This window comes from Roseateles subflavus, assembly GCF_030285365.1.
Classification (GTDB): Bacteria; Pseudomonadota; Gammaproteobacteria; order Burkholderiales; family Burkholderiaceae_C; genus Roseateles_B; species Roseateles_B subflavus.
The window spans coordinates 414,416-437,034 of sequence record NZ_JASVDS010000001.1 but is presented as its reverse complement, the minus strand read 5'-3'; the positions used below and the strand labels follow the sequence as shown (position 1 = coordinate 437,034).

21 protein-coding genes are annotated in these 22,619 nt (G+C 71.8%); 7 read left to right on the top strand and 14 right to left on the bottom strand.

Annotated features, from left to right (window positions below):
* Positions 1 to 20: 20 nt before the first annotated feature.
* Complete coding sequence (locus QRD43_RS02005) at positions 21 to 1,631, bottom strand: SMP-30/gluconolactonase/LRE family protein (protein ID WP_285980799.1); 1,611 nt, start codon at positions 1,629 to 1,631, stop codon at positions 21 to 23.
* A 122-nt stretch (positions 1,632 to 1,753) separates the two neighbouring features.
* Between QRD43_RS02005 and QRD43_RS02000 the strand changes: the two genes are divergently transcribed.
* Positions 1,754 to 3,016 (top strand): cytochrome-c peroxidase, encoded by a 1,263-nt coding sequence (locus QRD43_RS02000; protein ID WP_285980798.1) that lies wholly within the window; start codon positions 1,754 to 1,756, stop codon positions 3,014 to 3,016.
* Between the two features lie 18 nt (positions 3,017 to 3,034).
* On the opposite strand, the gene recG is transcribed toward QRD43_RS02000, so the two are convergent.
* Positions 3,035 to 5,230, bottom strand: a complete 2,196-nt coding sequence (gene recG, locus QRD43_RS01995) for an ATP-dependent DNA helicase RecG (protein WP_285980797.1) — start codon at positions 5,228 to 5,230, stop codon at positions 3,035 to 3,037.
* 103 nt (positions 5,231 to 5,333) lie between these two features.
* Here recG and QRD43_RS01990 point away from each other — a divergent pair, with 103 nt between their 5' ends.
* Positions 5,334 to 5,900, top strand: a complete 567-nt coding sequence (locus tag QRD43_RS01990; protein WP_285980796.1) for a DUF2799 domain-containing protein — start codon at positions 5,334 to 5,336, stop codon at positions 5,898 to 5,900.
* Between the two features lie 70 nt (positions 5,901 to 5,970).
* Here QRD43_RS01990 and QRD43_RS01985 read toward each other — a convergent pair whose 3' ends face one another.
* Together QRD43_RS01985 and QRD43_RS01980 are read right to left on the bottom strand one after the other, a co-directional pair.
* Positions 5,971 to 6,351 (bottom strand): hypothetical protein, encoded by a 381-nt coding sequence (locus QRD43_RS01985; RefSeq protein ID WP_285980795.1) that lies wholly within the window; start codon positions 6,349 to 6,351, stop codon positions 5,971 to 5,973.
* A 47-nt stretch (positions 6,352 to 6,398) separates the two neighbouring features.
* Entirely contained in the window at positions 6,399 to 6,794 is a 396-nt protein-coding gene (locus QRD43_RS01980) for a TraR/DksA family transcriptional regulator (RefSeq protein ID WP_285980794.1), read from the bottom strand.
* 157 nt (positions 6,795 to 6,951) lie between these two features.
* Here QRD43_RS01980 and queA point away from each other — a divergent pair, with 157 nt between their 5' ends.
* The gene (gene queA, locus QRD43_RS01975) at positions 6,952 to 8,016 is read left to right on the top strand and encodes a tRNA preQ1(34) S-adenosylmethionine ribosyltransferase-isomerase QueA (RefSeq protein ID WP_285980793.1); all 1,065 of its coding nucleotides are present in this window, start codon (positions 6,952 to 6,954) and stop codon (positions 8,014 to 8,016) included.
* Here queA and QRD43_RS01970 read toward each other — a convergent pair whose 3' ends face one another.
* Complete coding sequence (locus QRD43_RS01970) at positions 8,017 to 8,613, bottom strand: IMPACT family protein (protein WP_285980792.1); 597 nt, start codon at positions 8,611 to 8,613, stop codon at positions 8,017 to 8,019. It abuts the gene before it with no gap.
* Positions 8,614 to 8,678: 65 nt separating this feature from the next.
* On the opposite strand from QRD43_RS01970, the gene tgt reads away from it, so the two are divergent.
* On the top strand, positions 8,679 to 9,839 hold the full coding sequence (tgt, locus tag QRD43_RS01965; RefSeq protein ID WP_285980791.1) for a tRNA guanosine(34) transglycosylase Tgt: 1,161 nt from the start codon (positions 8,679 to 8,681) through the stop codon (positions 9,837 to 9,839).
* 95 nt (positions 9,840 to 9,934) lie between these two features.
* A complete protein-coding gene (locus QRD43_RS01960) occupies positions 9,935 to 10,459 on the top strand; it encodes a hypothetical protein (protein ID WP_285980790.1) in 525 nt (174 codons plus the stop codon).
* 45 nt (positions 10,460 to 10,504) lie between these two features.
* Here QRD43_RS01960 and QRD43_RS01955 read toward each other — a convergent pair whose 3' ends face one another.
* The 7 genes from QRD43_RS01955 to QRD43_RS01925 all read right to left on the bottom strand — a co-directional run bounded on the left by QRD43_RS01955 (position 10,505) and on the right by QRD43_RS01925 (position 18,888).
* Positions 10,505 to 12,775 carry a PAS domain-containing sensor histidine kinase gene (locus QRD43_RS01955; RefSeq protein WP_285980789.1) on the bottom strand — a complete coding sequence of 757 codons (2,271 nt, stop codon included), beginning with the start codon at positions 12,773 to 12,775 and terminating at the stop codon, positions 10,505 to 10,507.
* 3 nt (positions 12,776 to 12,778) lie between these two features.
* Positions 12,779 to 13,654, bottom strand: a complete 876-nt coding sequence (locus tag QRD43_RS01950) for a phosphate/phosphite/phosphonate ABC transporter substrate-binding protein (RefSeq protein ID WP_285980788.1) — start codon at positions 13,652 to 13,654, stop codon at positions 12,779 to 12,781.
* 177 nt (positions 13,655 to 13,831) lie between these two features.
* On the bottom strand, positions 13,832 to 15,745 hold the full coding sequence (locus QRD43_RS01945) for an MFS transporter (RefSeq protein ID WP_285980787.1): 1,914 nt from the start codon (positions 15,743 to 15,745) through the stop codon (positions 13,832 to 13,834).
* 11 nt (positions 15,746 to 15,756) lie between these two features.
* Positions 15,757 to 16,542: a DUF2145 domain-containing protein gene (locus QRD43_RS01940; protein WP_285980786.1), complete on the bottom strand. Its 786-nt coding sequence runs from the start codon at positions 16,540 to 16,542 to the stop codon at positions 15,757 to 15,759.
* Entirely contained in the window at positions 16,539 to 16,997 is a 459-nt protein-coding gene (locus QRD43_RS01935; protein WP_285980785.1) for a hypothetical protein, read from the bottom strand. Before QRD43_RS01935 ends, QRD43_RS01940 begins: the two co-directional genes overlap by 4 nt.
* Positions 16,998 to 17,038: 41 nt before the next feature.
* A complete protein-coding gene (locus tag QRD43_RS01930) occupies positions 17,039 to 17,509 on the bottom strand; it encodes a YiaA/YiaB family inner membrane protein (protein WP_285980784.1) in 471 nt (156 codons plus the stop codon).
* A 101-nt stretch (positions 17,510 to 17,610) separates the two neighbouring features.
* Positions 17,611 to 18,888 carry an amidohydrolase family protein gene (locus QRD43_RS01925; protein ID WP_285980783.1) on the bottom strand — a complete coding sequence of 426 codons (1,278 nt, stop codon included), beginning with the start codon at positions 18,886 to 18,888 and terminating at the stop codon, positions 17,611 to 17,613.
* Positions 18,889 to 18,988: 100 nt separating this feature from the next.
* On the opposite strand from QRD43_RS01925, the gene QRD43_RS01920 reads away from it, so the two are divergent.
* Both QRD43_RS01920 and QRD43_RS01915 read left to right on the top strand, forming a co-directional pair.
* Positions 18,989 to 19,741: a helix-turn-helix domain-containing protein gene (locus QRD43_RS01920; protein ID WP_285980782.1), complete on the top strand. Its 753-nt coding sequence runs from the start codon at positions 18,989 to 18,991 to the stop codon at positions 19,739 to 19,741.
* Between the two features lie 19 nt (positions 19,742 to 19,760).
* Entirely contained in the window at positions 19,761 to 20,678 is a 918-nt protein-coding gene (locus QRD43_RS01915) for a DMT family transporter (RefSeq protein WP_285980781.1), read from the top strand.
* A gap of 30 nt (positions 20,679 to 20,708) precedes the next feature.
* Here QRD43_RS01915 and QRD43_RS01910 read toward each other — a convergent pair whose 3' ends face one another.
* Together QRD43_RS01910 and QRD43_RS01905 are read right to left on the bottom strand one after the other, a co-directional pair.
* Positions 20,709 to 21,377: a CAAX prenyl protease-related protein gene (locus tag QRD43_RS01910; RefSeq protein ID WP_285980780.1), complete on the bottom strand. Its 669-nt coding sequence runs from the start codon at positions 21,375 to 21,377 to the stop codon at positions 20,709 to 20,711.
* 17 nt (positions 21,378 to 21,394) lie between these two features.
* The gene (locus QRD43_RS01905; protein WP_285980779.1) at positions 21,395 to 22,615 is read right to left on the bottom strand and encodes a CaiB/BaiF CoA transferase family protein; all 1,221 of its coding nucleotides are present in this window, start codon (positions 22,613 to 22,615) and stop codon (positions 21,395 to 21,397) included.
* Positions 22,616 to 22,619: the final 4 nt, after the last annotated feature.

The following is a 22,619-nucleotide window of genomic DNA, read 5'->3' as shown; positions in this document are numbered from 1 at the left end:
CCCCGGCCGGCCCGGCCGCGTCAGGTCCCCACGGCGTGCAGCTGCGCGTTGTTGATGGAGTAGACGCGGCCGTCGGGCCCGGTCACCGTCGGCGTGTAGGCCTGGCCCACGCCGGCATTCATCTGCACCGCCTCGCTGAAGGTGTTGGTGCGGAAGTCCCAGCGGTAGAGGAAGCCGTCCTCGCAGTTCACGAGCGCCGCGCGGCCGACGACGTCGATGGCCGCCGAGTTCACGCACCACTCGCGCACGCCGCCCGGGGTGTCCGGGTCCGGCGTGGGGCCGAGGATGGTCATCACCTCGTTCATGACGGTCACGGCCGGCGTGAGGGGGTCGGCGCGCGTGGCGGCGGGGTCCAGCAGGGCCATGCGGTTCTGGCCGTTGCCGGTGCCGATGCCGTAGTAGTTGTTGTACTTCACGAGCAGCAGATAGCTCGAGGCGCCGGCGTAGCCTGGCACGGCGGCGGCCGGCACCACCGAGGGCGTGTCGTCCCAGCCGAAGGAGCCGGGCGTCTTGAGCTGGGCGAGCGTGGCATCGACATGCAGGAGCCAGCCGCGGCCGTTGTGGTCGCTGCGGGCGCCCTCGAGCACGCCGTAGTAGACGTCGCCATCGGGCCCGATGGTGGGCGAGGCCGTGCTGCTGTCGCTGACGCGGGCCGGCAGGCCGGTGGCCGGATTGACGAGCGCGCGCCGGGCCTTGAGCTGCAGCGTGGTGGCGTCGAGGGCCAGCAGATAGCCGGTCTGGCTGCCCAGCGCGGGGTCGGTGTTGGCGACCACGTACAGCGTCTGCCCGTCCGGGGACAGCGCCGGGGCCGCGTTCATGGCCGGCTGGTAGATCAGCGGGTCGCCCGCGAGATCGGCCACGGCCTTCCAGGTGGCGGTGCCGTCCGCCGCGATGCGGGCGATGCCACCGCGCAGCCCGAGCGGTGCCCCGCTGCGGGCGATGAAGCCGAAGTACAGCGCGCTGTCGGCGCCGGTCGTGAGCGGGGTGTTGATCAGCACGCTGCTGTCGAAGCTGGCAGGGGCGGCGTCATAGGCGGCGTTGCCGTAGAAGGCGATCGGTGCCGTGCTGCCGGTGGCCTGGTCCACCTGCGTGCGCTGCAGCACGCGGCCGCCCTTGGCGGGCACGTAGAGCCGGTTCTGGCGGTCCAGGGCGATGTTGAAGGCGGGGGTCCAGCTGCTGGCGGGCAGGACGTAGTCGGTGGCGAGCGTCCAGAGCGGGCTGCCGTCAGCGCCCTTGCGCGCATCGACGATGAAGTCCCCGGCCGTCGTCGTCTTGACCGGCACCATGACCGTGTTGGCGGCGCTGATCACCGGCGTGCCGTAGTGGATCAGCAGGAAGCCGCCGGCGCGGTAGGGCGGCTGGCGGTCCACCGGCACGGTCCAGAGCACCCGCTTGAGCGACATCGCGGCCACGCTGGCCTGCGCCGTGTGCTGGGCATTGCCGCCATAGAAGTACCAGGGCTGGCCGGCGCTCGGTGTGGGCGTGGGTGTGGGTGTGGGCGTCGGCGTCGGCGTGGGTGTCGGGGTGGGCGTGGGCGTGGGCGATGAGCCACCCCCACCGCCGCAGGCCTGCAGCAGGCCGGCCATGCCGGCACCCAGGATCAGGCGGCGGCGTTGTTCTTGTCCAGGCATGGGATCCTCTCGCTGGGGATGCGGTGCGTTCGGGCATTGGACGCGCAGCCCCATGGCGGGACGCTGAGGAATTTCCCTAGGATGCGATGGCAGCGGCGCGGCCCCGCACCACAATGCGCGCCATGCCCGCCCAACCGCTCCGTCCGTTCCGTCCTTTCGCCCGGCCTCGCCCGACTCACCGGGCGGCCATCCTCGCTGCCGGTGCGCTCCTGAGCCTGTCGGCCCTGGTGGGCTGCGGCGGCGGTGGCGGCGGCGGGACGGTCGTCGGCCCGACGACGACGCCGGAGCAGGCGGCGCTGGCCCGGGTGCAGCTGGGCGAGCGCCTCTTCAATGACCGCAACCTCAGCGGCTCGGGGCGCATGTCCTGCGCCACCTGCCACGACCCGGCCTTCGCGCACGGGCCGTCCAATGCGCTGCCCGTGCAGGTCGGGGGCGCCTTCGAGACCGAATTCGGCCTGCGCGCCGCGCCCTCCCTGCGCTACCTGGACCTGGTGCCTGCCTTCAGCCGCGGGGACGGCAGCCTTGCCAGCCTGCGCGGCGGGCTGATGAGCGACGGCCGGGCCGCCAGCCTCGAGGCCCAGGCGCGCCTGCCCTTCCTGAATCCGCTGGAGATGGACAACGGCAGCGTCGCGGTCCTGGCCGGCAAGCTGCGCCGCGCCGCCTACGCGCCGCTCTTCGTCCAGGTCTTCGGCGAGACGGCCGACGACGAGCTCAAGCTGACGCAGGCCACGCAGGCGCTGGCGGCCTTCCAGCGCGAGAGCGCCCAGTTCCATCCCTTCGACAGCAAGTACGACCGCGTGCTGCAGAGCCAGGCGCAGCTGACGCCGCCCGAGCAGCGCGGCCTGCAGCTCTTCCGCGATCCCGCCAAGGGCAACTGCATGAGCTGCCACGACATCGTCACGCAGTCGTCCGTGCAGCCGCGCTTCACGAACTTCGGCTACGCGGTGCTGGGCGTCCCCCGCAACCCGGACCTGCCGGCCAACCGCGATCCCGCCTACTTCGACCAGGGCCTGTGCGGCCCGCAGCGGCAGGACCTGGCCACGCCCGCCGTGTGCGGCGCCTTCCGCACGCCCAATCTGCGCAACGTCGCACGCCGGCCCGTGTTCTTCCACAACGGGCGCTTCAACTCGCTGATGACGGTCCTCGAGTTCTACAACACGCGGGACAGCGACCCGGGTCGCTGGTACCCGACGGTCAACGGCGTGGTGCAACGCTTCGACGACCTGCCGGTGGCCGTGCGCGGCAACGTCAACGTGCAGGCGCCCTTCGGCAGCGCCACGCCGCGCATGACGGCGGCGGAGCTGGGCGACCTGCTGTGTTTCCTCGAGACGCTCAGTGACGGCTACCAACCCGGCACGCCCCCGCGGGAGGGCTGCCGCCCCTGAGAGCCGGGGCCCCGCGCCTCAGGCCTTGAGGAACTCGGCCTTGCTGCCCAGCCAGCGGTCCACGTGCTTCGCCGCGGCGGCGGGATGCGCGTCCAGCAGCTGCGGCGCCAGGCGGCGCGCGGCCTGCAGCAGCGGCGCGTCCTCCTGCAGGTCGGCGAAGCGCAGCAGCTCCGCGCCGCTCTGGCGCGAGCCCATGAACTCGCCGGGGCCGCGGATGTCGAGGTCGCGCCGCGCAATCTCGAAGCCGTCCGTCGTCTCGGCCATGGCGCGCAGGCGCTCCTTGCCGGTCTGCGACAGCGGACCCGTGTAGATCAGCACGCACACGCTCGCCACCGAGCCCCGCCCCACGCGGCCGCGCAGCTGGTGCAGCTGCGAGAGGCCGAAGCGCTCGGCATGCTCGATCACCATCAGGCTGGCGTTGGGCACGTCCACGCCCACCTCGATCACCGTGGTGGCGACCAGCACCTGCATCTCGCCCGCGGAGAACAGCGACATCACCGCCGCCTTCTCGGCCGGCGGCATGCGGCCATGCAGCAGCCCGATCATGCGCTCCGGCAGCGCGGCGCTGAGCTCGGCATGGGTCTCGGTGGCGTTCTTCAGGTCGAGCGCCTCGGACTCCTCGATCAGCGGGCAGACCCAGTAGACCTGCCGCCCCTCGGCCACGGCGTCGGCGATCTTGGCGATGACCTCGTCGCGGCGCCCGTCGGCGAACACCCGCGTCACGATGGGGCTGCGGCCGGGCGGCAGCTCGTCGATGGTGGAGACGTCGAGGTCGGCAAAGTAGGTCATGGCCAGCGTGCGCGGGATGGGCGTGGCGCTCATCATCAGCATGTGCGGCTCGATGCCCGAGCGCTGCGGCGGCAGGTGCGGCACGTGGTCGCCGTAGCCGGGCGGCAGCTCGCCGGTCTGCGACTCCAGCTTCTTGCGCAGCGCCAGGCGCTGGGCCACGCCGAAGCGGTGCTGCTCATCGACGATGGCGAGGCCGAGGAACTTGAACTGCACCTTGTCCTCGATGACCGCGTGCGTGCCCACCACCAGCTGCGCGCTGCCGTCGGCCACGGCGTCCAGCATCTTCTGGCGGGCCTTGCCCTTCACGGAGCCGGTCAGCCAGGCGACCCGGATGCCCAGCGGCTCCAGCCAGCCGATGAGCTTGCGGAAGTGCTGCTCCGCCAGGATCTCGGTGGGCGCCATCAGCGCGCACTGCCAGCCGGCCTCGATGCAGATGGCGGCGGACATGGCCGCGACCACGGTCTTGCCCGAGCCCACATCGCCCTGCAGCAGCCGGTGCATGGGCTGCGGGCGGGCGAGGTCGTGTGCGATCTCCTCGCACACACGGCGCTGGGCGCCGGTCAGCGCGAAAGGCAGGGCGGCGAGCAGGCGCTCCTGCAGCCCGCCGGGGCGCGTGGGCAGCATGGGCGCACGCAGCAGCGCACGCTCGCGCTGGGCCTTCATCTGGCTCAGCTGCTGAGCCAGCAGCTCCTCGAACTTGAGCCGCTGCCAGGCCGGGTGGCTGTGGTCCTCCAGGCTGCCCAGGCGGGCGAGCGGCGGCGGGTGATGCAGGTAGTTCAGCGCCTCGCGCAGCGGCGGCAGCGGCTTGGGCACCGTGCCGGCGGGCAGGACCTCATCCAGCGGCGCCCGCTTCATCGCGGCGGCGATGGCCTTGCGAAGATAGGCCTGCGGCAGGCCCGCGCCGGCCGGGTAGACGGGCGTCAGCGCGGTCGCGAGCGGCGTGTCCTCGTCCACGGCGCGGAAGGTCGGGTGGACCATCTCGCGGCCGAAGAAGCCGCCGCGGATCTCGCCGCGCACCCGCACGCGCTGACCCACGGCGAGGCTCTTCTGGTGCGTGGGGTAGAAGTGCAGGAAGCGCAGCGTGAGCTCCGTGCCGCGCGCGCGGCCGGCGCCTTGCGAGCCCTCGTCCTGCAGCCGCACGATGAGCTGGCGGCGCCCGCGCAGCTCCACGCGGGACTCGCGCACCACGCCCTCGCACTGCACCGTCTCGCCCTCGCCGGCCTCGGCGATGGGCGTGAGGCGCGTCTCGTCCTCGTAGCGCAGCGGCAGGTGCAGGGCGAGGTCGATGTCGCGCCGCAGGCCGAGCTTCTCCATGGCCTTCTTCGGGCCGGACTTGGTCGCGCCAGGCGTGCCGGCGGCGGAGCTGGCCTCGCGGGCCGCGGGAGGCCGGGTGGAGGAATCGGGGTCGGCGGACATGGGCGGCATTCTGCCTAAGCCGGAGCGCCTCGGCAGGTCGCGGGTGCCGGTCAGCGGGAATCGGCGAAGATGCGTTGAGCATCCACCCCCTGACCGATCGAGGAGCCGAGGAATGAACAGCAAGCATGCAGGCCATTGGAGCCGGGCCGCGGCCACGGCCGCGGCGATCGCCGCGATGGCCGTGCTGGGCGGCTGCGCCAGCATGAGCGAGAGCGAGTGCCAGCGCGCCGACTGGTACCAGAAGGGCGTGCAGGACGGCCGCGATGGCCAGACCCGCGACCGCGTGGAGGACCACGCCCAGGCCTGCGGCAAGGTCGGCGTCCATCCCGACGAGGCTCGCTGGCAATCCGGCTGGGCCGAGGGCGTGCGCCGCTACTGCCGCCCCGCCAATGGCTGGCAGCTGGGTCTCAAGGGCGAGTTCTACCGCGGCGTCTGCGCCGATCAGCCGGACGGCGCGGCCTTCGAGGACGCCTACCAGTCCGCCAAGCGCATCTACGACGTCGGCCAGCAGATCGACCGCAACTACCGCGACATGCAGCGCCTCGAGCGCGACCTGGCCGAGGCCAAGACCGACGACGAGCGCAAGCGCCTGCGCGGGCTGCTGCGCGAGCTGGACATCGAGCAGCAGCGCCTGCGCCAGCGCCAGCGCATGGAGATGCTGTCCGCGCCGCGGCCCTGAGCGGCCGCGCCATGACCAACGCCCTGGCGGGCCAGGGCGTCGTGTCGGGCGGACCGGCAGGTCCCGGGGATCAGGTCGGCGTCGGCACGCCGGCCATGCGGTCGTGCTTCAGGAAGTACTGGCGGGCCAGCGCGACGAGCTGCTTGTCGCTCGGATGGTCCACCGACTCGTAGCCGACGATGCTGCTCACCAGCGCGGCGCGGTGCTTCTCGACGTAGTGCTTGAAGTCCTTCTGCGCGGTGGACGAGCCCACCACCAGGATCTCCTGGATGCCGTTCAGCGCGGCGCAGACGTCGGCAAAGAACTCATGCTCGCTGCGCACGGCGCTGCCATGCTGCTTGGTGTGGTGGGTATGGGCCTTGACCTTCTCGGCCTGCACATGCTCGGCGTCGAACTGCAGAATGTTGGCGCTGTGGTGGTCCAGCCAGACGACGGCGTGGAAAAGACTCATGCGAAGCTCCTTTGGGTCATAACAGGGAAAAGACGTGCCCGGCCGCGTCAGAGCGTGGCGGGGTGGGCGTGGCCGCCGCGGGATTCCGTGGCGCTCTGGCAGGTGATGCAGCGGGTGACCTGCGGGCTCAGGCGCAGGCGGTCGAAGGCGATGGCGCCGCCGCAGTCGGCGCACAGGCCGAAGTCGGCATCCTGGAGTCGCTGCAGGGCGGCATCGATCTCGCGCAGGGCTTGCAGCGTGGCGTCGCTGCGGGCGAGATCCACCTCGCGATCGGCGTCGTGGGCCGTCTCGCCGTCGGTGTCCTGCAGCAGCTGCTCGCGGGCATGGGTGACGCGGTCCGTGCCGCCCAGCTGCAGCGCCAGCTCGCTCTCCAGGCGCTGGCGCTGGGCCAGCAGGGCGGTCTCGAGAAGGCCTTTCTGGCCGGGGGTGAGGGCAGTGCTCATGTGAGGCTCCTTGACTTCATGGTGGCACCGCCAGCCCCGGCGGACGTTGATGCGCATCAAGCCTCCTGAGGGCGTGGAACAATCCGCCCGTGGCACGCCGCCGGCGCGCCACGCCCTCGCAACCTTCGTTGGCACGGGTCTGTCCGGCCCTCAAATCATGAGCAGTCCTCCTTCCGACGCGACGCGCGACTTCACCGTTGCCGACTTCGACTTCGACCTCCCCCCCGAGCTGATCGCCCAGCATCCCGCCGCCGAGCGCAGCGCCTCGCGCCTGCTGGACGGCCGCGGCCAGCCGCCGGTGGACCGCATCTTTCGCGAGCTGCCCGGCCTACTGAACCCCGGCGATCTGCTGGTCTTCAACGACACCCAGGTCATCAAGGCGCGCCTCTATGGCGCCAAGGCCAGCGGCGGTGCGGTGGAGGCGCTGATCGAGCGTGTGCTGCCCGGCACGCAGGAAGTCTGGGCGCACATGCGTGCCAGCAAGAGTCCCAAGCCCGGCGCCGTCGTGCGCTTCGCCGATGCCTTCGATGCCGAGGTGCTGGGCCGCTGCGGCCCGGACAACGGGCTCTTCCACCTGCGCCTCTCGGGGGATCCCCTCACGCTGCTGGAGCAGCACGGCCATGTGCCGCTGCCGCCCTACATCACCCATGACGACAGCGCCGATGACGTCCGCCGCTACCAGACCGTGTTCGCCCGCTCGCCCGGCGCCGTGGCCGCGCCGACGGCGGCGCTGCACTTCGACGAGGGCGTCCTCGCCGATCTGGCCGCGCGCGGCATCGGGACGGCCCATGTGACGCTGCACGTGGGGGCCGGCACCTTCCAGCCGGTGCGCGTGGAGAAGATCGCCGAGCACCAGATGCACAGCGAGTGTTTCGAGGTGCCTGCCGCGACGGTCGAGGCCATCGCGCAGACGCGTGCGCGCGGCGGCAAGGTCGTCGCCGTGGGCACGACCACGCTGCGCGCGCTGGAGTCCGCCGCCCGCGGCGGCACGCTGCAGGCCGGTGCCAGCGAGACGAGCATCTTCATCACCCCGGGATTCAGCTTCCGCGTGGTGGATCGCCTCGTCACCAACTTCCACCTGCCCAAGAGCACGCTGATGATGCTGGTCTCGGCCTTCGCGGGCTACGAGACGGTGATGGCGCTGTACCGCCACGCCATCGCCGGCGGCTACCGCTTCTTCAGCTACGGGGACGCGATGCTGCTGGAGCGCCGCGAGGGCTGATCAGGCCTCGTCCGGCGTCAGCCAGCCCAGCCGCCCCTGGCAGGCCTCGTTGAGCCGGGCCTGGAAGGCGGCGGCCTGCGGCTCGGGCAGGCTCAGGTGCATCTCCACCATCGCGCCGTGCTGCACGTCCTGCAGCTGCGCCTGCGCCAGCTCGATCTCGCGGCGCAGCAGCCCTTCCAGCGCGTAGGGCAGCGTGCAGCGCAGGCGGGTCTGGCGCACGCGGGGGATCTTCTGCGCCTGCAGCAGGGCCTGGGCGATGCTGTCGGTGTAGGCCCGCACCAGGCCGCCCGCGCCCAGCTTGACCCCGCCGAAGTAGCGCACCACGGTGGCGAGCACGCCGTCGAGGTCCTGATGGCGCAGCACGTCCAGCATGGGCCGGCCGGCCGTGCCGCCGGGCTCGCCGTCGTCATTCGCCGCCGACTGCCCGCCCGCGAGCAGCGCCCAGCAGACGTGCGCCGCGCCCGGGTGCGCCTGCTTCAGCGCCGCCACGCGGGCCTGCGCGAGGCTGCGGTCCGCGCAGGGCTCGACGCAGCCGAGGAAGCGGCTCTTCTTGATGATCAGTTCGCTGTGGACGGTGTCGGCAAGGCTGAAGGGCATGGGGCGGATTGTCCTCCGGCGCGGGCGCGTGGCCTCGCGGGCCCATGCCTGCGACAATCGCGCCCATGCTGAAGTTCGAACTCCTCAAGACCGAGGGCCGCGCCCGCCGCGGCCGCATGACGCTCAACCACGGCGTGGTCCAGACGCCCATCTTCATGCCCGTGGGCACCTACGGCACCGTCAAGGGCGTGATGCCGCGCTCCCTCGAGGAGATGGGCGCGCAGATCATCCTGGGCAACACCTTCCACCTCTGGATGCGCCCGGGCCTGGACATCATGAAGCAGTTCGGCGGTCTGCACCGCTTTGAGCGCTGGGACAAGCCCATCCTCACCGACTCCGGCGGCTTCCAGGTCTGGTCCCTCGGCGAGATGCGCAAGATCACCGAGGAAGGCGTGAAGTTCGCCTCGCCGGTCAACGGCGACAAGCTCTTCCTCACGCCCGAGATCTCCATGCAGATCCAGACGGTGCTGAACTCCGACATCGTCATGCAGTTCGACGAGTGCACGCCCTACGAGACCAAGGGCCACATCACGACCGAGCTCGAGGCGCGCAAGTCCATGGAGATGAGCCTGCGCTGGGCCAAGCGCTGCCAGGACGAGTTCAGCCGCCTGCAGAACCCCAACGCGCTGTTCGGCATCGTGCAGGGCGGCATGTACGAGAACCTGCGCGATCATTCCCTGGCGGGCCTCGTCGAGCTGGACCTGCCGGGCTACGCCATCGGCGGCCTCTCGGTGGGCGAGCCCAAGGCGGACATGCTGCGCGTGCTGGACCACACCGGCCACCAGCTGCCGGCGAACAAGCCGCGCTACCTGATGGGCGTGGGCACGCCGGAGGACCTCGTCGAGGGCGTGCGCCAGGGCATCGACATGTTCGATTGCGTGATGCCCACGCGCAATGCACGCAACGGCCACCTCTTCACCCGCTTCGGCGACCTGCGCCTGCGCAACAGCCGCTACAAGAGCGACGAGCGCCCCGTGGACGAGACCTGCAGCTGCTACACCTGCAAGGGCGTGACGAACGCCGACGGCACGGTGAGTGGCGGCTTCAGCCGCGCCTATCTGCACCACCTCGACCGCTGCGGCGAGATGCTGGGCCCGATGCTCACCAGCATCCACAACCTGCACTACTACCTGAACCTGATGCAGGAGGTGCGCGACGCGCTCGATGCCGGCGACTTCGAGGGCTTCCGCGCCCGCTTCGCGGCGGACCGCGCGCGCGGCGTCTGACCCCGGCCGCTCCGGGCCTTCCCAGCCATGAGCGCCTCTTCCCCCTTGCGCGCATGGCTTTTGGCAGAGGGCGCCCTGCGGCGCATCATGAGGCCATGCTCAAGCTGCTGATCGCACCGCTGCGCTGGCTGGGCCGCCTGCTGATGGCCCTGCTCATCCTCTTCGAGGAATGGGGCTGGGTGCCCCTGCAGCGGCTGATGGCATGGCTGGCCCAGTGGCCGCCGCTCAAGTGGCTGGAGGACCGCATCCGCGCGCTCCCGCCGAAGCCGGCGCTGGTCGTGCTGGCGCTGCCCTTCCTGCTGGCGATCCCCGTGAAGCTGCTGGCGGTGTGGCTGATGGCCTCGGGCCGCGCGCTGCTGGGCCTGCTCCTCATTCTCTCGGTCAAGTTCGGCGGTACGGCGCTGCTGGCCCGTCTTTTCCACCTGACGCAGCCCACGCTCATGGCGCTGCCCTGGTTCGCGCGGCTGTACGGGCGCTGGACGGCCTGGAAGCAGGGCGTGCTGGACTGGCTGCATGCCACCTTGCTGTGGCGCCAGGCGCGGGCGCTCAAGCGCCAGCTCCAGCAGCGCTTCCGGCGCTGGCGCGCGCAGTGGCGGGCCATGATGCACGGCACGTCCTGAGGGGCCGGGGCCGGGGCCGCCCGACCCGGCGATCTACGGGCCTGCTCAGGCCTCCCCGACCGGCAGGCGCTCCGGCAGCGTCAGCGTCACGCAGGTGCCCTCGCCGGGCACGCTGCTCAGCGAGAGCCGGCCGTCCATCAGGTCCACGATCTCCTTGACGATGGCCATGCCCAGGCCGGTGCCGGGAATGGCGCCGGACTTGTCCGCGCGATAGAAGCGCTCCGTCACGTGGCTCAGCTCCTCCGCGCTCATGCCGATGCCGCGGTCCTGCACGCCGATGGCCAGCTGCATGCCGCTGCCGTCGCGGGTGGGCTGGCGAGACAGCGTCACGCGGACCTCGCCGCCGCCGGGGGAGTACTTGTAGGCGTTGGAGAGCACGTTGCGCAGCGCCTGCAGCAGCTTGGCGCGGTCCACGCGGACCTCGGCCAGGCCGACGTCCGGCGCGGTCTGCAGCACCGGCGCCTCGCGGCCGTCGGCGGGCTGGAAGTCCTTCACCAGCTCGGCCAGCACCGGCGCCAGCGCCAGCTGCTCGTACACGAAGTCCTTGCCGCGGCGGGCTTCCATGCGCGAGAGGTCCAGCAGCTCGTTGAGGATCTGCATCATGGCCTGGCTCTGGCGGTGGATGCGCCCGAGGATGTCCTGGAGCCGCTCCGGCGAGGGCGTGCGCATCATCAGCAGCTCCGAGAAGCCGTAGATGCTGGTCATGGGGGTGCGCAGCTCGTGCGCGGCCGTCGTGACGAACTCGCTCTTGAGCCGGTCCACCGCCACCTGGTGGCTCAGGTCGTGGATGTGCAGCACCTGGCGGATGGTGGCGCCGGTGCCGCGGTGCAGCGCCAGCTCGAGCACACGGTCGCGCGGCTGGGCGAGCTCGATGGTGCAGCGGCGCTCGGCGAGCTGCTCGATCGAGAAGGCGGGCTGCGACTCCACGCAGTGCGCCCGCAGCCGGCGCATGAGGCCCGCGGTGTCCAGCCCGAGGACTTCCGCGACCTCGCAGCCGGTGAGGGTCTCGAAGGCCGGGCTCGCGTAGTGGACGACCCCTTGCGCGTCGAAGGCCACGAAGGCGTCCGGGCTCAGCGCGAAGATCGCCTCCAGCTGGTCGGACTGGCTGCTCAGCTGCTGGACCAGGTCCCCCACCAGGTGGGAGAGGTGCTCGATCTCCGACGGCGCCTCGTCCCGCAGCGCCAGCAGGTTGGAGAGGCTGCCGCGGTTGCGGTGCTGCTCGAGCAGCTCGCGCATCGAGCGCATGGCGGCGGCGCGTGCCGCGAGCTCTTCCCGGAGCTGGGCGGCCAGGCGCTGCTGCTCGCTCACGTCGCGCAGGGCGTAGACCCAGCCGGCGATCTGCTCGTCATCGGCCCGGACGGCGGAGCGGCTGACCGACACGATGCGCGGTGCGCCGAAGGTACGGGGCAGCAGCACGAGGCTGCTGGACTCCTGGTCGTCGTCGTCATGCAGATGCGGCACCAGCGAGCGCAGGCTGCGGCCCAGCAGGTCCTGGGGATTGCTGCCCAGCCAGTCGGCCAGCACGGGGTTGACGAGCACCAGCTCGCCCTGCGCGTTCGTGGTGGCGATGCCGTCCGCGATGGCGGACAGCGTGACGGCCGCCTGCGCGCGCTCGGCCTGCAGCGAGGCAGCGGCCTTGTTCAGGATCTCGAAGGTCTGGCGGAACTCCAGTGGCGCCGCGCCGTCGGGGGCCACGCTGCTGAGATGCCCGCCCTGCGTCTGCAGCTGCTCGCCGAAGGCCTGGATCTTGCCGAGGTTGCCCAGCCAGCGCTTCAGCGGGAACCACACCAGCACCACACCGCTGCCCAGCGCCGTGAGCGCCAGCGCGAGAGCGAGCAGGCCCTGGCGCCAGATCTCGCCCGCCACGCGCTGGGTGTGGAAGCTCAGGCGCAGCACGCCGTAGTCCCGACCGCCCACGCCGATGGGCACATTGGCGTCCACGAGCTCGTTCTCGAGGCGGTGCAGCAGCCAGTCCGGCGCGCCGATCCCGGGATGCTCCTGGCGCCGCACGTCGATGAGGGCGCCCTTCATGTCGATGAACTGGGCCTTGTCGAGGGCCGGATGGTCGATGGCGCGCTCCAGCAGGCGCTTGATCGTGTCGTAGTCCCCGATCACGGCGGACTCCCCGACCGCCGGGCTGATGAGGCTGCCCAGCGTGTCCACCTCGGCGATGGCCTGGTCCATGCTCGTGCGCGTGGTGTACCAGACGAAGCCGCCGAAGCCGAGCCCCACGAACAGGAGCATCGCCGCCGAGTGCAGCAGGAACACCCGGGCCACGAGGCTCTGGGGCAGCAGGGCACCGAGGCGCAGGGCCATGGTTCAGCGCAGCGAGGCCGGTGCCGTCTGGTAGAAGCGGCGGTAGGCGGCGTACTCGCTGCCGTCCGAGGCGATGAAGTGCGCCTCGCCCGTCAGGCCCAGCGCCTGCGAGCCCTGCTCCAGGATGGCCATGCCGCGGGGATCCTTGTGCATGTTCACGAAGGCGCGCGCGACGGCCTGCAGCTCCTTGTCGGGCACGCGGGATGACGCCATGAGGGCCAGGTCGTGCAGGGGATCGGAGCTCCACAGCACGCGGTAGGCCTTGCCCTCGCGCCGGGCATGGCTCTCGGCCAGCTGCGAGTTGACGCCGCAGCCCGCGACCTTGCCGCTGTAGAGCTGCGTCAGCGCGCCGTCCATGTTGCCGCCGAAGACCACGCGCACATTGACCTTGCGGCTCAGCAGCTGCGCGTAGTTGAACTTGTAGGCCACCAGCGCCTCGGGGCCGGGGAAGGCGACGTCCTTGCCCTCGAGCTGGGCAAGCTCCTTGATGGGCGACTCCGCCGGCACGATGATCTGCGCGTGGATGGGCGGCGTCTGGCGACGGCCGAACACCCGCCAGCCCAGCTGCTCGCGCTCCGGGCTGAAGAGGTGGTTGCTGAAGACGAAGTCCACCTCCTGCGCGAGCACATAGCTCGTGGTGTCCGCGGAGGTGCGGCCCAGCTTGAGCGCCAGCTTGACCCCGCTCTTCTCCGACACGTAGGCAATGATCGGGTTCCAGTAGCTCGCCATCAGCGGGATGCTGGCCTGGTTGACGGGGGAGAAGTTGTAGACCTTCTCCTGCGCCAGGGCGGGCGCGCCGAGGGCGGCCAGGCCGACGGTCGATCCCAGCTGACGCAGCAGCTGGCGGCGGGCGGGGTCAGGGAGCGGGGCGCGGGGCATGCATCACCTCGGGGGCTGGCCGGGAAGGCCCCATGATGCGGCAAAGCCTGCGCGCGGTGAAAGACACGGCCCGGCAAAAGCGCGACTTTTCCCGCCCGGACGGTCGGCGTCTGGCACGGACGGTGCCGGTGGCGTCACCCGGCCGCAACAGCGCGGCGGGGGGCCCGCCGCCGGCGCTCAGCGGGCCAGCAGCTGGCTGACGCGCGCCTGCAGGGCTTCGGGCGTCACCTGGTCGGGCGCCATGGCCGGCCCGGCCACCAGCCCCACACGGCTGAACACCCCGCGGCGGAAGGGCCGCACCATGGCCTGGCCCTGCTCCACGCGGGAGAAGAAGGAGCCCCAGAGGTTCTGCAGCGCCAGCGGCACCACGGGCACGGGCTGGGCCTCCAGGATCTTCATGATGCCGCCCTTGAAGGGCTGCAGCTGGCCGTCGCGGGTGATGCCACCCTCGGGGAAGATGCCCAGCAGCTCGCCGTCCGCCAGCACGGCCTGCGCCTCCTTGAAGGCCGCCTCGTAGATGGCGGGATGCTCCTTCTGGGGCGCGATGGGGATGCACTTGGCCAGGCGGAACAGCCAGCCCAGCACCGGCATGCGGAAGATGCGGTGGTCCATCAGGAAGCGGATGGGGCGGGGGCTGGCGGCCATCACCAGCACGGCGTCGATGAAGCTGACGTGGTTGCACACCAGCACGGCCGCGCCCTTGAGCGGGATGTGCTCGTCACCCTTGAGCTTGAAGCGGTAGATCAGGCGCGAGAGGCAGAAGGCGAAGAAGCGCAGCAGGTACTCCGGCACCACCAGGAAGATGTAGAGCGCCACCACCGCATTGGCCAGGCCCAGCAGGCCGAAGAGCTGGGGCAGGCTCAGGCCGGCGCCCAGCAGCACGCCGCAGATCAGCGAGCTGGCGATCATGAACAGCGCGTTCAGGATGTTGTTGGCCGCGATGATGCGGGCGCGGTGGCTGGGCTGCGAGCGCATCTGGATCAGCGCATACATCGGCACGCTGTACAGGCCCGCAAAGAGCGCCAGCAGGCACAGGTCGATCAGCACGCGCCAGTGGGCATGCTGGCCCAGGAATTCCGAGAGGGTCAGGGCTTGCGCCACGGCCGGCAGGCCCTGCGAGGCCGCGCTCAGGTCCAGCGCGAAGACGCTCATGCCGATGGCGCCCAGCGGCACCAGGCCGATCTCGACATGGCGGCGCGACAGCATCTCGCACAGCAGCGAGCCCGTGCCGATGCCCACCGAGAACACGACCAGCAGCAGCGAGGCCACCTGCTCGTTGCCGTGCAGCACCTCCTTGGCGAAGGCCGGGAAGTTGGCCAGGAACACGGCGCCGAAGAACCACATCCACGAGATGCCCAGCAGCGAGCGGAACACCGCCAGCTGCTCGCGCGCCAGCACCAGGTTGCGCCAGGTCTCGGTGATGGGGTTCCAGTTGATCTTCAGGCCGGGGTCCGTGGACGGGCTGTGCGGAATCATCTGTGCCGTGAGGCGGCCCAGCACGGCGAGGCCGAGGGCCGCGATGGCCACGTGGTGGCGGCCGACCTCGGGCGTGGCGATCAGCAGGCCGCCGGCCACGTTGCCCAGCAGGATGGCCACAAAGGTGCCCATCTCCACCATGCCGTTGCCGCCGGTGATCTCGCGCTCGTCCAGGTGCTGGGGCATGTAGGCGAACTTGACCGGGCCGAAGAGCGTGGAGTGCAGGCCCATCAGGAAGACGCAGGCCAGCAGCACGGGCACGTTGGTGGTCCAGAAGCCCCAGGCGGCCAGGGCCATGATGGCGATCTCCAGCTCCTTGATGCGGCGCATCAGGCCGGCCTTCTCCAGCTTGTCGGCCAGCTGCCCGCTGGTGGCCGAGAGCAGCACGAAGGGCAGGATGAACAGCGCGCCGATCGCCAGACCGGCCTGGGCCGGCGGCAGCCAGGAGAGCTGCAGCTGGTAGGTGATCAGCACCGTGAAGGCGAACTTGAAGAGGTTGTCGTTGCCCGCGCCGAGGAACTGCGTCCAGAAGAAGGGCGCGAAGCGGCGCTGGCCGAGCAGGCTGAACTGGTTGCCGTGGGCGTGTGCAGCGGTGGAGTCAGGAGCGTCAGACATGGCGGACTTCTTCAGGGCTGGATGAGGACGGCACGTTCACCCAGGCCGGCGCGGGGCAGCCAGGCGAACATGGAATCGACGGTGACGGTCTCGATGTGACCGGCGAAGCGCTTGGCATTGGGGTGGTCGTCGAAGGCCACATTGGCCATGCCGACGCGCGCCCCGAGGCGTGAGAGCGTGGAGATGCGCAGGTCGCTGGGCTGGTAGCCATGGGCGCGCAGCCAGGCCTGGGCCTGGGCACGGCCGTGCAGCGAGGCGTCGGCCGCGAGGGCGATGGATTCGAGCACCCACTGGTTGCTCTGCTGGTAACGCGTCGCCCAGGGGTAGGCGACCATGGAATAGCGCCGCTCGTGCAGGGCGAGCAGCCGGGCCGGCTCGCGCAGCAGCGGCAGCAGGGCCTGCTGCAGGGCCGGCGTGGGGACGACGTAGGCCGCCTCGTAGCGGTGCGGGCGGTCCAGGAAGAACTCGCCCAGGCCCTGGCGGTAGATCGCGGCCTCGGCGGTGCCGCAGTGGTTGAGCTTGTGCAGCACGCGCCACGCGGGCTTGCCCGCGAGCTCGGTGCGGTAGGCCAGCCCCAGGTGCGACCACTGCAGGCCGTACTGCGAGAGATCCTGCCCGGCCCGCGCCAGCACCACGACCTGCGCGCCGCTGGCGTCCAGCTGCTGGGCCGTGCGCTGCGCCAGCGCCATGCCCTGCTCGACCTGCGCCCGGGTGAGGGGCTTCTCCTCGCAGGGCCGCCCCGCCTGGGCCGCCGTCACCACCGCGGCCAGCAGCAGGGCGGTGGCGGGTGCCCTCACTTGCTGACCTTCTCGTTGTAGAGCAGCGAGGCGCCGATCTCGTTGGGGATGAAGCAGATCGCCTCGCCCGCCACCGAGAGCACCGTGCCGGTGGCGATCACCGACACCGCCACGGCCGCCCCGACCGATGCGGCCGTGCCCTTGAGCACCTTGCCGGCGAAGCGGATGCTGACGCGCGCCCCGTCGGACGCCCGCTGCAGGATCCACACCGAGCCCTCGGCGCTGGCCTCCACGGCGACGACGGTCAGCACCGTCCCGGCCGACAGCACCGCCACGGGCGCCGCCACCGAGACGGCGACGGGCAGCATGGACACGAGGCTCAGGTCCGCGGACGGATCGTGGGCCCGGCCGGTCAGGGGCAGGCCGAGGGCGGCGCACAGCAGGCCGCGCACGAGCAGGCGCGAGGTCCTGCGTGCGGGTCCGCGCGAGGTGCTGGGGGGGGGCAGGGCAGTCATGGACGTCCTTTCTTCGCCGCGGGCGGCGTCGGGGAGGGCGGTCAGGCCGTGGCGTCGACGTCTTCGCGCATCGCCTGGCGGCGGCCGTGGTAGCGGGCCTCCGCGAGGTCGGCGTCATGGGCGTCGCGCAGCATCTTGGCCAGCGTGAAGACGTTGGAGATCAGGTAGAGCCAGCTCACCAGCAGGTAGGCCTTCCAGACGGGCTGGATGTCCATGCGCCACAGGCCCCAGCCGGTGAGGCCCATGGCCAGCACGAAGGCGCTCCAGACGACCATCTTCCACATGGGCGTGTCGACCGGCTTGTCCTGGTTGTCGCGGATGAACTTGGCCAGCACGAAGGCGGCCGAGAGGCAGAAGATGTAGCCCATCACCATGAAGGCGCGGTCCAGGTCCTCGCCTGGCAGCCAGGCCAGGCCGATGCCGCACAGGCTGACGCTCAGGCCGAATGAGATCCACACCTGCAGGCGCCAGGCGGGCGTGTCGCGGCGGACGATGGATGGGGTCGGTGACATGTGATCCTCCCGGAGGTCGCTGGGCCCATGGTGCGCCGGCGCTGGGGCCCGGGCCTCCTTGTTTGTGACAAGTGCTTCCGGCCGGCCGGCGAAGTATCGCCTCACGCCTCCCCGCCCTCGAAATGCCGGGCGCTGGCGAAAACCCGCGGACTGAAGGCCTGGCCCTGCCAGCGCACCCGGCGCTTGAGGGCGAAGTCGAAGAGCAGGGGGTTGTGGGCGCGCAGCGCCTCCAGCGGGGCCACGTCCCGCGGATGCAGCACCCCGGCGGCCACCAGGCGGCCCAGGCGGTGCAGGGGGCGCACGGCGGGCAGCGGGTAGTCCGAGCCGTGCAGCAGCCGCCCGTGCCAGTCCTCGCGCTGCAGCAGGGTGTGCCAGACCTCCGGCTCGCGGTTGAACTGGAACACGGCCGAGACGTCGCCCAGCAGCCGTTCGCGACCGTCCGCCTCGTCCATCAGGCGCGCGAAGAGCGCGAAGGCCGGCGCACGGCGGGGGCGCGGGCGGTCCAGGTCCAGCGCCCGGCCGAGCGAGGCGCAATGGGCGGCGATCACGCGCACGCCGTGGCGCAGCGGCTCGCGCAGCAGCAGCGGGTTGCCCAGGTCCTCGCGACCCGCGCCGGGCACGGCGTGCTCTTCGCCGCAGTGCACGATCAGCGGCATCCGGTGGGCGGCCAGCGCGTCGTAGAAGGGACGCAGGCGGGCATCGCGCAGGTCGATGGCCATGCTGCTGGGCAGCCACTTGAGCGCCACCGCGCCGCCCGCACGGGCCCGGGCGAGGCGCGCGAGGGCGTCCGGCCGGTAGGGATGGATGGAGGCCACCCAGCCGAAGCGCTCCGGCCGCGCGGCGGACACGGCCTCGGCGTAGGCGTCGGGCGTGTGGAAGGTCGTCCAGTCGGGCCGCGGCCGGCCCTGCGCGTCCAGCGCCTCGTCGAAGGCATAGAGCAGCCAGCGTGCGCCCGGCGGGAAGCCGTCGGCCAGCTGGCGCAGGCGCTGCACATAGGCGCGGTCCATGCTGCCGCCCGCGGACGGCCGGGCCTGGGCGGCGTCCAGGATCACCCGCTTGCGCAGCAGCTCCACGGGGTGCCACCACTGGTCCATGACCGGGTTCAGCCGGCAGCCGCTGCCGCTGTCCCCATTGCCCAGCAGGTGCGCGTGGACGTCCCAGAGCATTGCCGGGGCGATGCCCTCCCAGCAGCGGGCGAGCAGCGTGGCCGTCTCGTCGTCCAGCTGGGCGTCGAGGCCGGCCTCACGCCCGGTCGAGGCGTCCGCGGCCCGCGCCGGCTCGGCGCCCAGGCTGGTGAAGAAGCCCGCGGCGGCGGCGGCCCCGCAGCACAGCAGCCGGCGGCGGCCCGGCAGGAAGGGAGGGTGCTCATGCGAATTCATGGGCGGGATGCTGGCCGGCGGCCGGCGCACGGGCGGGTGCTTTGCGCCTCGGTGCCATGCCGCTTCACCGGCGGTACCGCCACCTGCTACCGTAGCGCCCATGTCGAGCACACACGCCCTCCTGGCCGTCATCAAGGCCGAACTCAAGGCCCAGTCCATCAGCTACGGCCAGCTGGCCCAGGCGCTGGACCTGTCCGAGTCCAGCGTCAAGCGCATGTTCGCGGCGGGCGGCGAGATGCCGCTGTCGCGCGTCGACGAGATCTGCCGCGTGCTGCGCTGCGACTTCGCCGAGCTCTCGCGCCGGCTGGTCGCGGCCGCGCCGCTGCGCAAGGAGCTGACCCTCGCCCAGGAGCGCGCCGTGGTGGCGGACGACAAGCTCCTGCTGATGGCGATCTGCTGCCTGAGCCAGTGGACGGTGGAACAGATCAGCGCGCATTACCGGCTCGACGAGGCCGAGGTGACGAAGTACCTCGTCCAGCTGGACCGCCTGGGCATCATCGAGCTGCGCCCGCTCAACCGCTACAAGCTGCAGGTCGCCAAGACCTTCCGCTGGCGTCCGCAGGGGCCCGTGATGCAGTACTTCCGCGAGGAGGTGATGCAGGACTTCTACGCCGGCGGCTTCGACGGCGAGGGCGAGCTGCTGATGCTGGTGCACGGCCAGCTGGCACCGTCCAAGGCCCGCGAGCTCAACGAGCGCCTGCAGCGCGTGGCGGAGGATTTCGCCCGCCAGCACCTGCTGGACCAGAAGCTGCCGGATGCCGAGAAGCGCCAGTACACCCTGCTGATGGGCATGCGCGGCTGGCTGTTCGAGCGCTTCCAGCACCTGCAGCGCCGGCCGGGCGTGCGGGCCTGAGCCGCCGTCGCCCCGCGCCATGCAGCCCCTGTCCGACCCCCTGCGCCCGCCCGGACGCCCGACGCTGGCCATGGCGGCGGCCTGCGGGGCCGGCGTTCTGTGGGGGACCGGCGCCCTGGTGGTGAACCTGCTGGTCAGCCGGCACGGCTTCACGCCGGCCTCGATCTCCTTCTGGCGATTCGCGATCGGTGCGGCGGTGCTGCTGCTGGTCTTCGGCCGTCGCCTGCCCGGGCGTGACATCGCCGCGCTGTGGCGCCCCCTCGTCGGCGCGGGCGTGGCCATGGCGGGCTATGTGCTGTGCTGGTTCCTCGGCATCGAGCGCATGGGCGCCGCCGTGCCGACCCTGATCGCGCTGTGCCTGCCGCCCGTGCTGGTGAGCCTGCACGGCGTGCTGCGCGGCCGGGAGCGGCTGGATGCGGCGCGGGTGCTCGTGCTGGGCGCGGCGCTGCTCGGCACGGGCCTGGTCGTCTCGCGGCACGGGCCGTCGCAGGCCGTGCCGGCGGCGGATGTGCTGGCGGGCGTGGGCTACTCGCTCGTGTCCGCGCTGCTGTTCGCCGGCTTCTCGCTGACCAGCGGCCGGCTGTCCACGCGCCTGGGCGCCGGCCCCGCCGCGACCTGCATGACGCTGGTCGCGGCCGTGACGATGGGGCTGTACGGCTGGGTGCGGCCCCTGCAGTGGCCCGACGGCTTGCCGCCCCAGGCCTGGTACCTCTACCTCGGCGTGGTGACCGCGGCCCTGGCGCTGCTGGCCTTCAGCTGGGGCGCGGCGCGCATCTCCGCCACGGCCCTGACGGTGGCCACGCTCATCGAGCCGCTGACGGCCGTGCTGCTGTCCGCGTGGCTGCTGGGGGAGGCGCTGGGCCCCCTGCAGTACGTCGGCGCCGTCCTGCTCATGGCCAGCATCTGGGGGCTGGGCCGGCGCATGCCTGGCGCTTGAACGGCCCGGCGGCCCGCCGGCCCGGTCGCTTCACCAGAACTGCCAGTGCCCCGTGGCCACCACCCACACGCCCAGCGCGCCATTGGTGACGGCATGCGCGATGACGGCATTCCAGAGGCGGCCGGTGCGCACGTACAGCGCCGCATAGGCCGCGCCGGCGACGATGGCGGCCAGCCACAGCGGGTGCACCAGCATGAAGGCGAAGGTGGAGAGCACGACGGGCTTGAGCGTCACGCGCTGCGGCGGCACGGCCTCGAACTGCGGGTGCTCCAGCCAGCGCATGACGAAGCTGCGCCAGAACAGCTCCTCCATGACGGGCACCAGCGCGACGGCGCCCAGCCAGCGCACGGCGATCAGCGCCCAGTCGAGCCGGCCGTCCGCCTGCAGGGGCACGAAGGCGGCGGTGGGCTCGCCGATCTGCATCCAGGGCGCATCCAGCTGGATCCAGGCCACGAACACGAGCAGCCCCACCAGCACGCTCCACAGCGCCTCACGGCCCTGCGGACGGTTCTGGCGGTGCAGCTCCCCGAAGCTGCGCCAGCTCCAGGCCAGCAGGCCGCCGACCAGCAGCAGGTTGAGGGCGTAGATCCAGCGCGCATCCAGCCAGCCGAGGTCGGCCATGGCGCCGCGCAGGGCCAGCAGGCCCAGGAAGAGCAGGAAGGGCAGGATGCGGGCCCAGGCCGCGGGGCTGAGGTTCATGACGTCCGTGCGTGGGGTCAGGTCTTGCTGGCCTGGGCTGCCGCGTCGCGCAGCGGGCCCAGGACGTCGGCATTGTGCTCACCGAGGCTGGGCGCCAGCTGACGCAGCCGCCCCGGCGTGTCGCTGAGCTTGGGGACGATGCCCGGCACCTCCAGGCGCAGGCCCCGGCCGGTGGTGAGCGTCTCGATCATGCCGCGGGCCCGGTAGTGCGGGTCCTCGGCGATGTCCCGGGCCGTGTAGATGCGGCCCACCGGCACGCGTGCCGCCTGCAGCACGCGCAGCACCTCGTCGACGGGCCGTTGCACCGTCCAGGCGGTGATGGCGGCGTCGAGCGCGTCCACGCGCGCGGCACGGCCCGCATTGCCGGCGAGGCCGGGATCCTGCCCGAGGTCGTCGCGGCCGATGGCCGTCATCAGGCGCTTGAAGATGGAATCCCCGTTGCCGCCGATCACCACCTGGCCGTCGGCGCAGCGGTAGGCGTTGCTGGGCGCGATGCCGGGCAGGGCCGAGCCGGCGGGCTCACGCACCGCCCCGAAGGCGCTGTACTCGGGCAGCAGGGACTCCATGCAGTTGAAGACCGACTCGTACAGCGCCACGTCCACCACCTGCCCGCGCCCCGTGCGCTGGCGCGCCTGCAGGGCCAGCAGCACGCCGATCACGCCGTGCAGCGCCGCGAGCGTGTCCCCCAGGCTCACGCCCGCGCGCACCGGCGGGCGGCCCGGCTCGCCCATCAGGTGGCGCAGCCCGCCCATGGCCTCGGCCACCACGGCGAAGCCGGGCAGGTCGCGGTAGGGCCCGGTCTGCCCGAAGCCGCTGATGCGCAGCATGACGAGGCCCGGGTTGTCGGCGGCCAGCGTCTCGTAGCCCAGGTCCCATTCCTCCATCAGGCCGGGCCGGAAGTTCTCGATGAGCACGTCGCACTCGGCCGCCAGGCGGCGTGCCAGGGCGCGGTCGCCTGGCTCGCGCAGGTCGAGGGTGATGCTCTCCTTGTTGCGGCTCTGCACCTGCCACCACACGCTCTCGCCCTCGTGCAGCAACCGCCACTGGCGCAGCGGGTCGCCGCTGCCGGGGGGCTCGACCTTGATGACGCGCGCGCCGAAGTCGGCCAGGGTCTTGCCCGCGAAGGGGCCGGCGATCAGCTGGCCCAGCTCCAGCACCTTGAGGCCGGTGAGCGGCCCGTCCGGCAGCGAGGGGGGCGGGTCTTGCGCGGCGGTCGCCGCGGGGGAGTCATCACGCATGGCG

Bases quoted from the DNA above. Each gene is read 5' to 3' on its own strand.
- QRD43_RS02005 (WP_285980799.1), bottom strand. From the start codon at position 1,631: ATGCCTGGACAAGAACAACGCCGCCGCCTGATCCTGGGTGCCGGCATG.
- QRD43_RS02000 (WP_285980798.1), top strand. From the start codon at position 1,754: ATGCCCGCCCAACCGCTCCGTCCGTTCCGTCCTTTCGCCCGGCCTCGC.
- recG (WP_285980797.1), bottom strand. From the start codon at position 5,230: ATGCCGCCCATGTCCGCCGACCCCGATTCCTCCACCCGGCCTCCCGCG.
- QRD43_RS01990 (WP_285980796.1), top strand. From the start codon at position 5,334: ATGAACAGCAAGCATGCAGGCCATTGGAGCCGGGCCGCGGCCACGGCC.
- QRD43_RS01985 (WP_285980795.1), bottom strand. From the start codon at position 6,351: ATGAGTCTTTTCCACGCCGTCGTCTGGCTGGACCACCACAGCGCCAAC.
- QRD43_RS01980 (WP_285980794.1), bottom strand. From the start codon at position 6,794: ATGAGCACTGCCCTCACCCCCGGCCAGAAAGGCCTTCTCGAGACCGCC.
- queA (WP_285980793.1), top strand. From the start codon at position 6,952: ATGAGCAGTCCTCCTTCCGACGCGACGCGCGACTTCACCGTTGCCGAC.
- QRD43_RS01970 (WP_285980792.1), bottom strand. From the start codon at position 8,613: ATGCCCTTCAGCCTTGCCGACACCGTCCACAGCGAACTGATCATCAAG.
- tgt (WP_285980791.1), top strand. From the start codon at position 8,679: ATGCTGAAGTTCGAACTCCTCAAGACCGAGGGCCGCGCCCGCCGCGGC.
- QRD43_RS01960 (WP_285980790.1), top strand. From the start codon at position 9,935: ATGCTCAAGCTGCTGATCGCACCGCTGCGCTGGCTGGGCCGCCTGCTG.
- QRD43_RS01955 (WP_285980789.1), bottom strand. From the start codon at position 12,775: ATGGCCCTGCGCCTCGGTGCCCTGCTGCCCCAGAGCCTCGTGGCCCGG.
- QRD43_RS01950 (WP_285980788.1), bottom strand. From the start codon at position 13,654: ATGCCCCGCGCCCCGCTCCCTGACCCCGCCCGCCGCCAGCTGCTGCGT.
- QRD43_RS01945 (WP_285980787.1), bottom strand. From the start codon at position 15,745: ATGTCTGACGCTCCTGACTCCACCGCTGCACACGCCCACGGCAACCAG.
- QRD43_RS01935 (WP_285980785.1), bottom strand. From the start codon at position 16,997: ATGACTGCCCTGCCCCCCCCCAGCACCTCGCGCGGACCCGCACGCAGG.
- QRD43_RS01930 (WP_285980784.1), bottom strand. From the start codon at position 17,509: ATGTCACCGACCCCATCCATCGTCCGCCGCGACACGCCCGCCTGGCGC.
- QRD43_RS01925 (WP_285980783.1), bottom strand. From the start codon at position 18,888: ATGAATTCGCATGAGCACCCTCCCTTCCTGCCGGGCCGCCGCCGGCTG.
- QRD43_RS01920 (WP_285980782.1), top strand. From the start codon at position 18,989: ATGTCGAGCACACACGCCCTCCTGGCCGTCATCAAGGCCGAACTCAAG.
- QRD43_RS01915 (WP_285980781.1), top strand. From the start codon at position 19,761: ATGCAGCCCCTGTCCGACCCCCTGCGCCCGCCCGGACGCCCGACGCTG.
- QRD43_RS01910 (WP_285980780.1), bottom strand. From the start codon at position 21,377: ATGAACCTCAGCCCCGCGGCCTGGGCCCGCATCCTGCCCTTCCTGCTC.
- QRD43_RS01905 (WP_285980779.1), bottom strand. From the start codon at position 22,615: ATGCGTGATGACTCCCCCGCGGCGACCGCCGCGCAAGACCCGCCCCCC.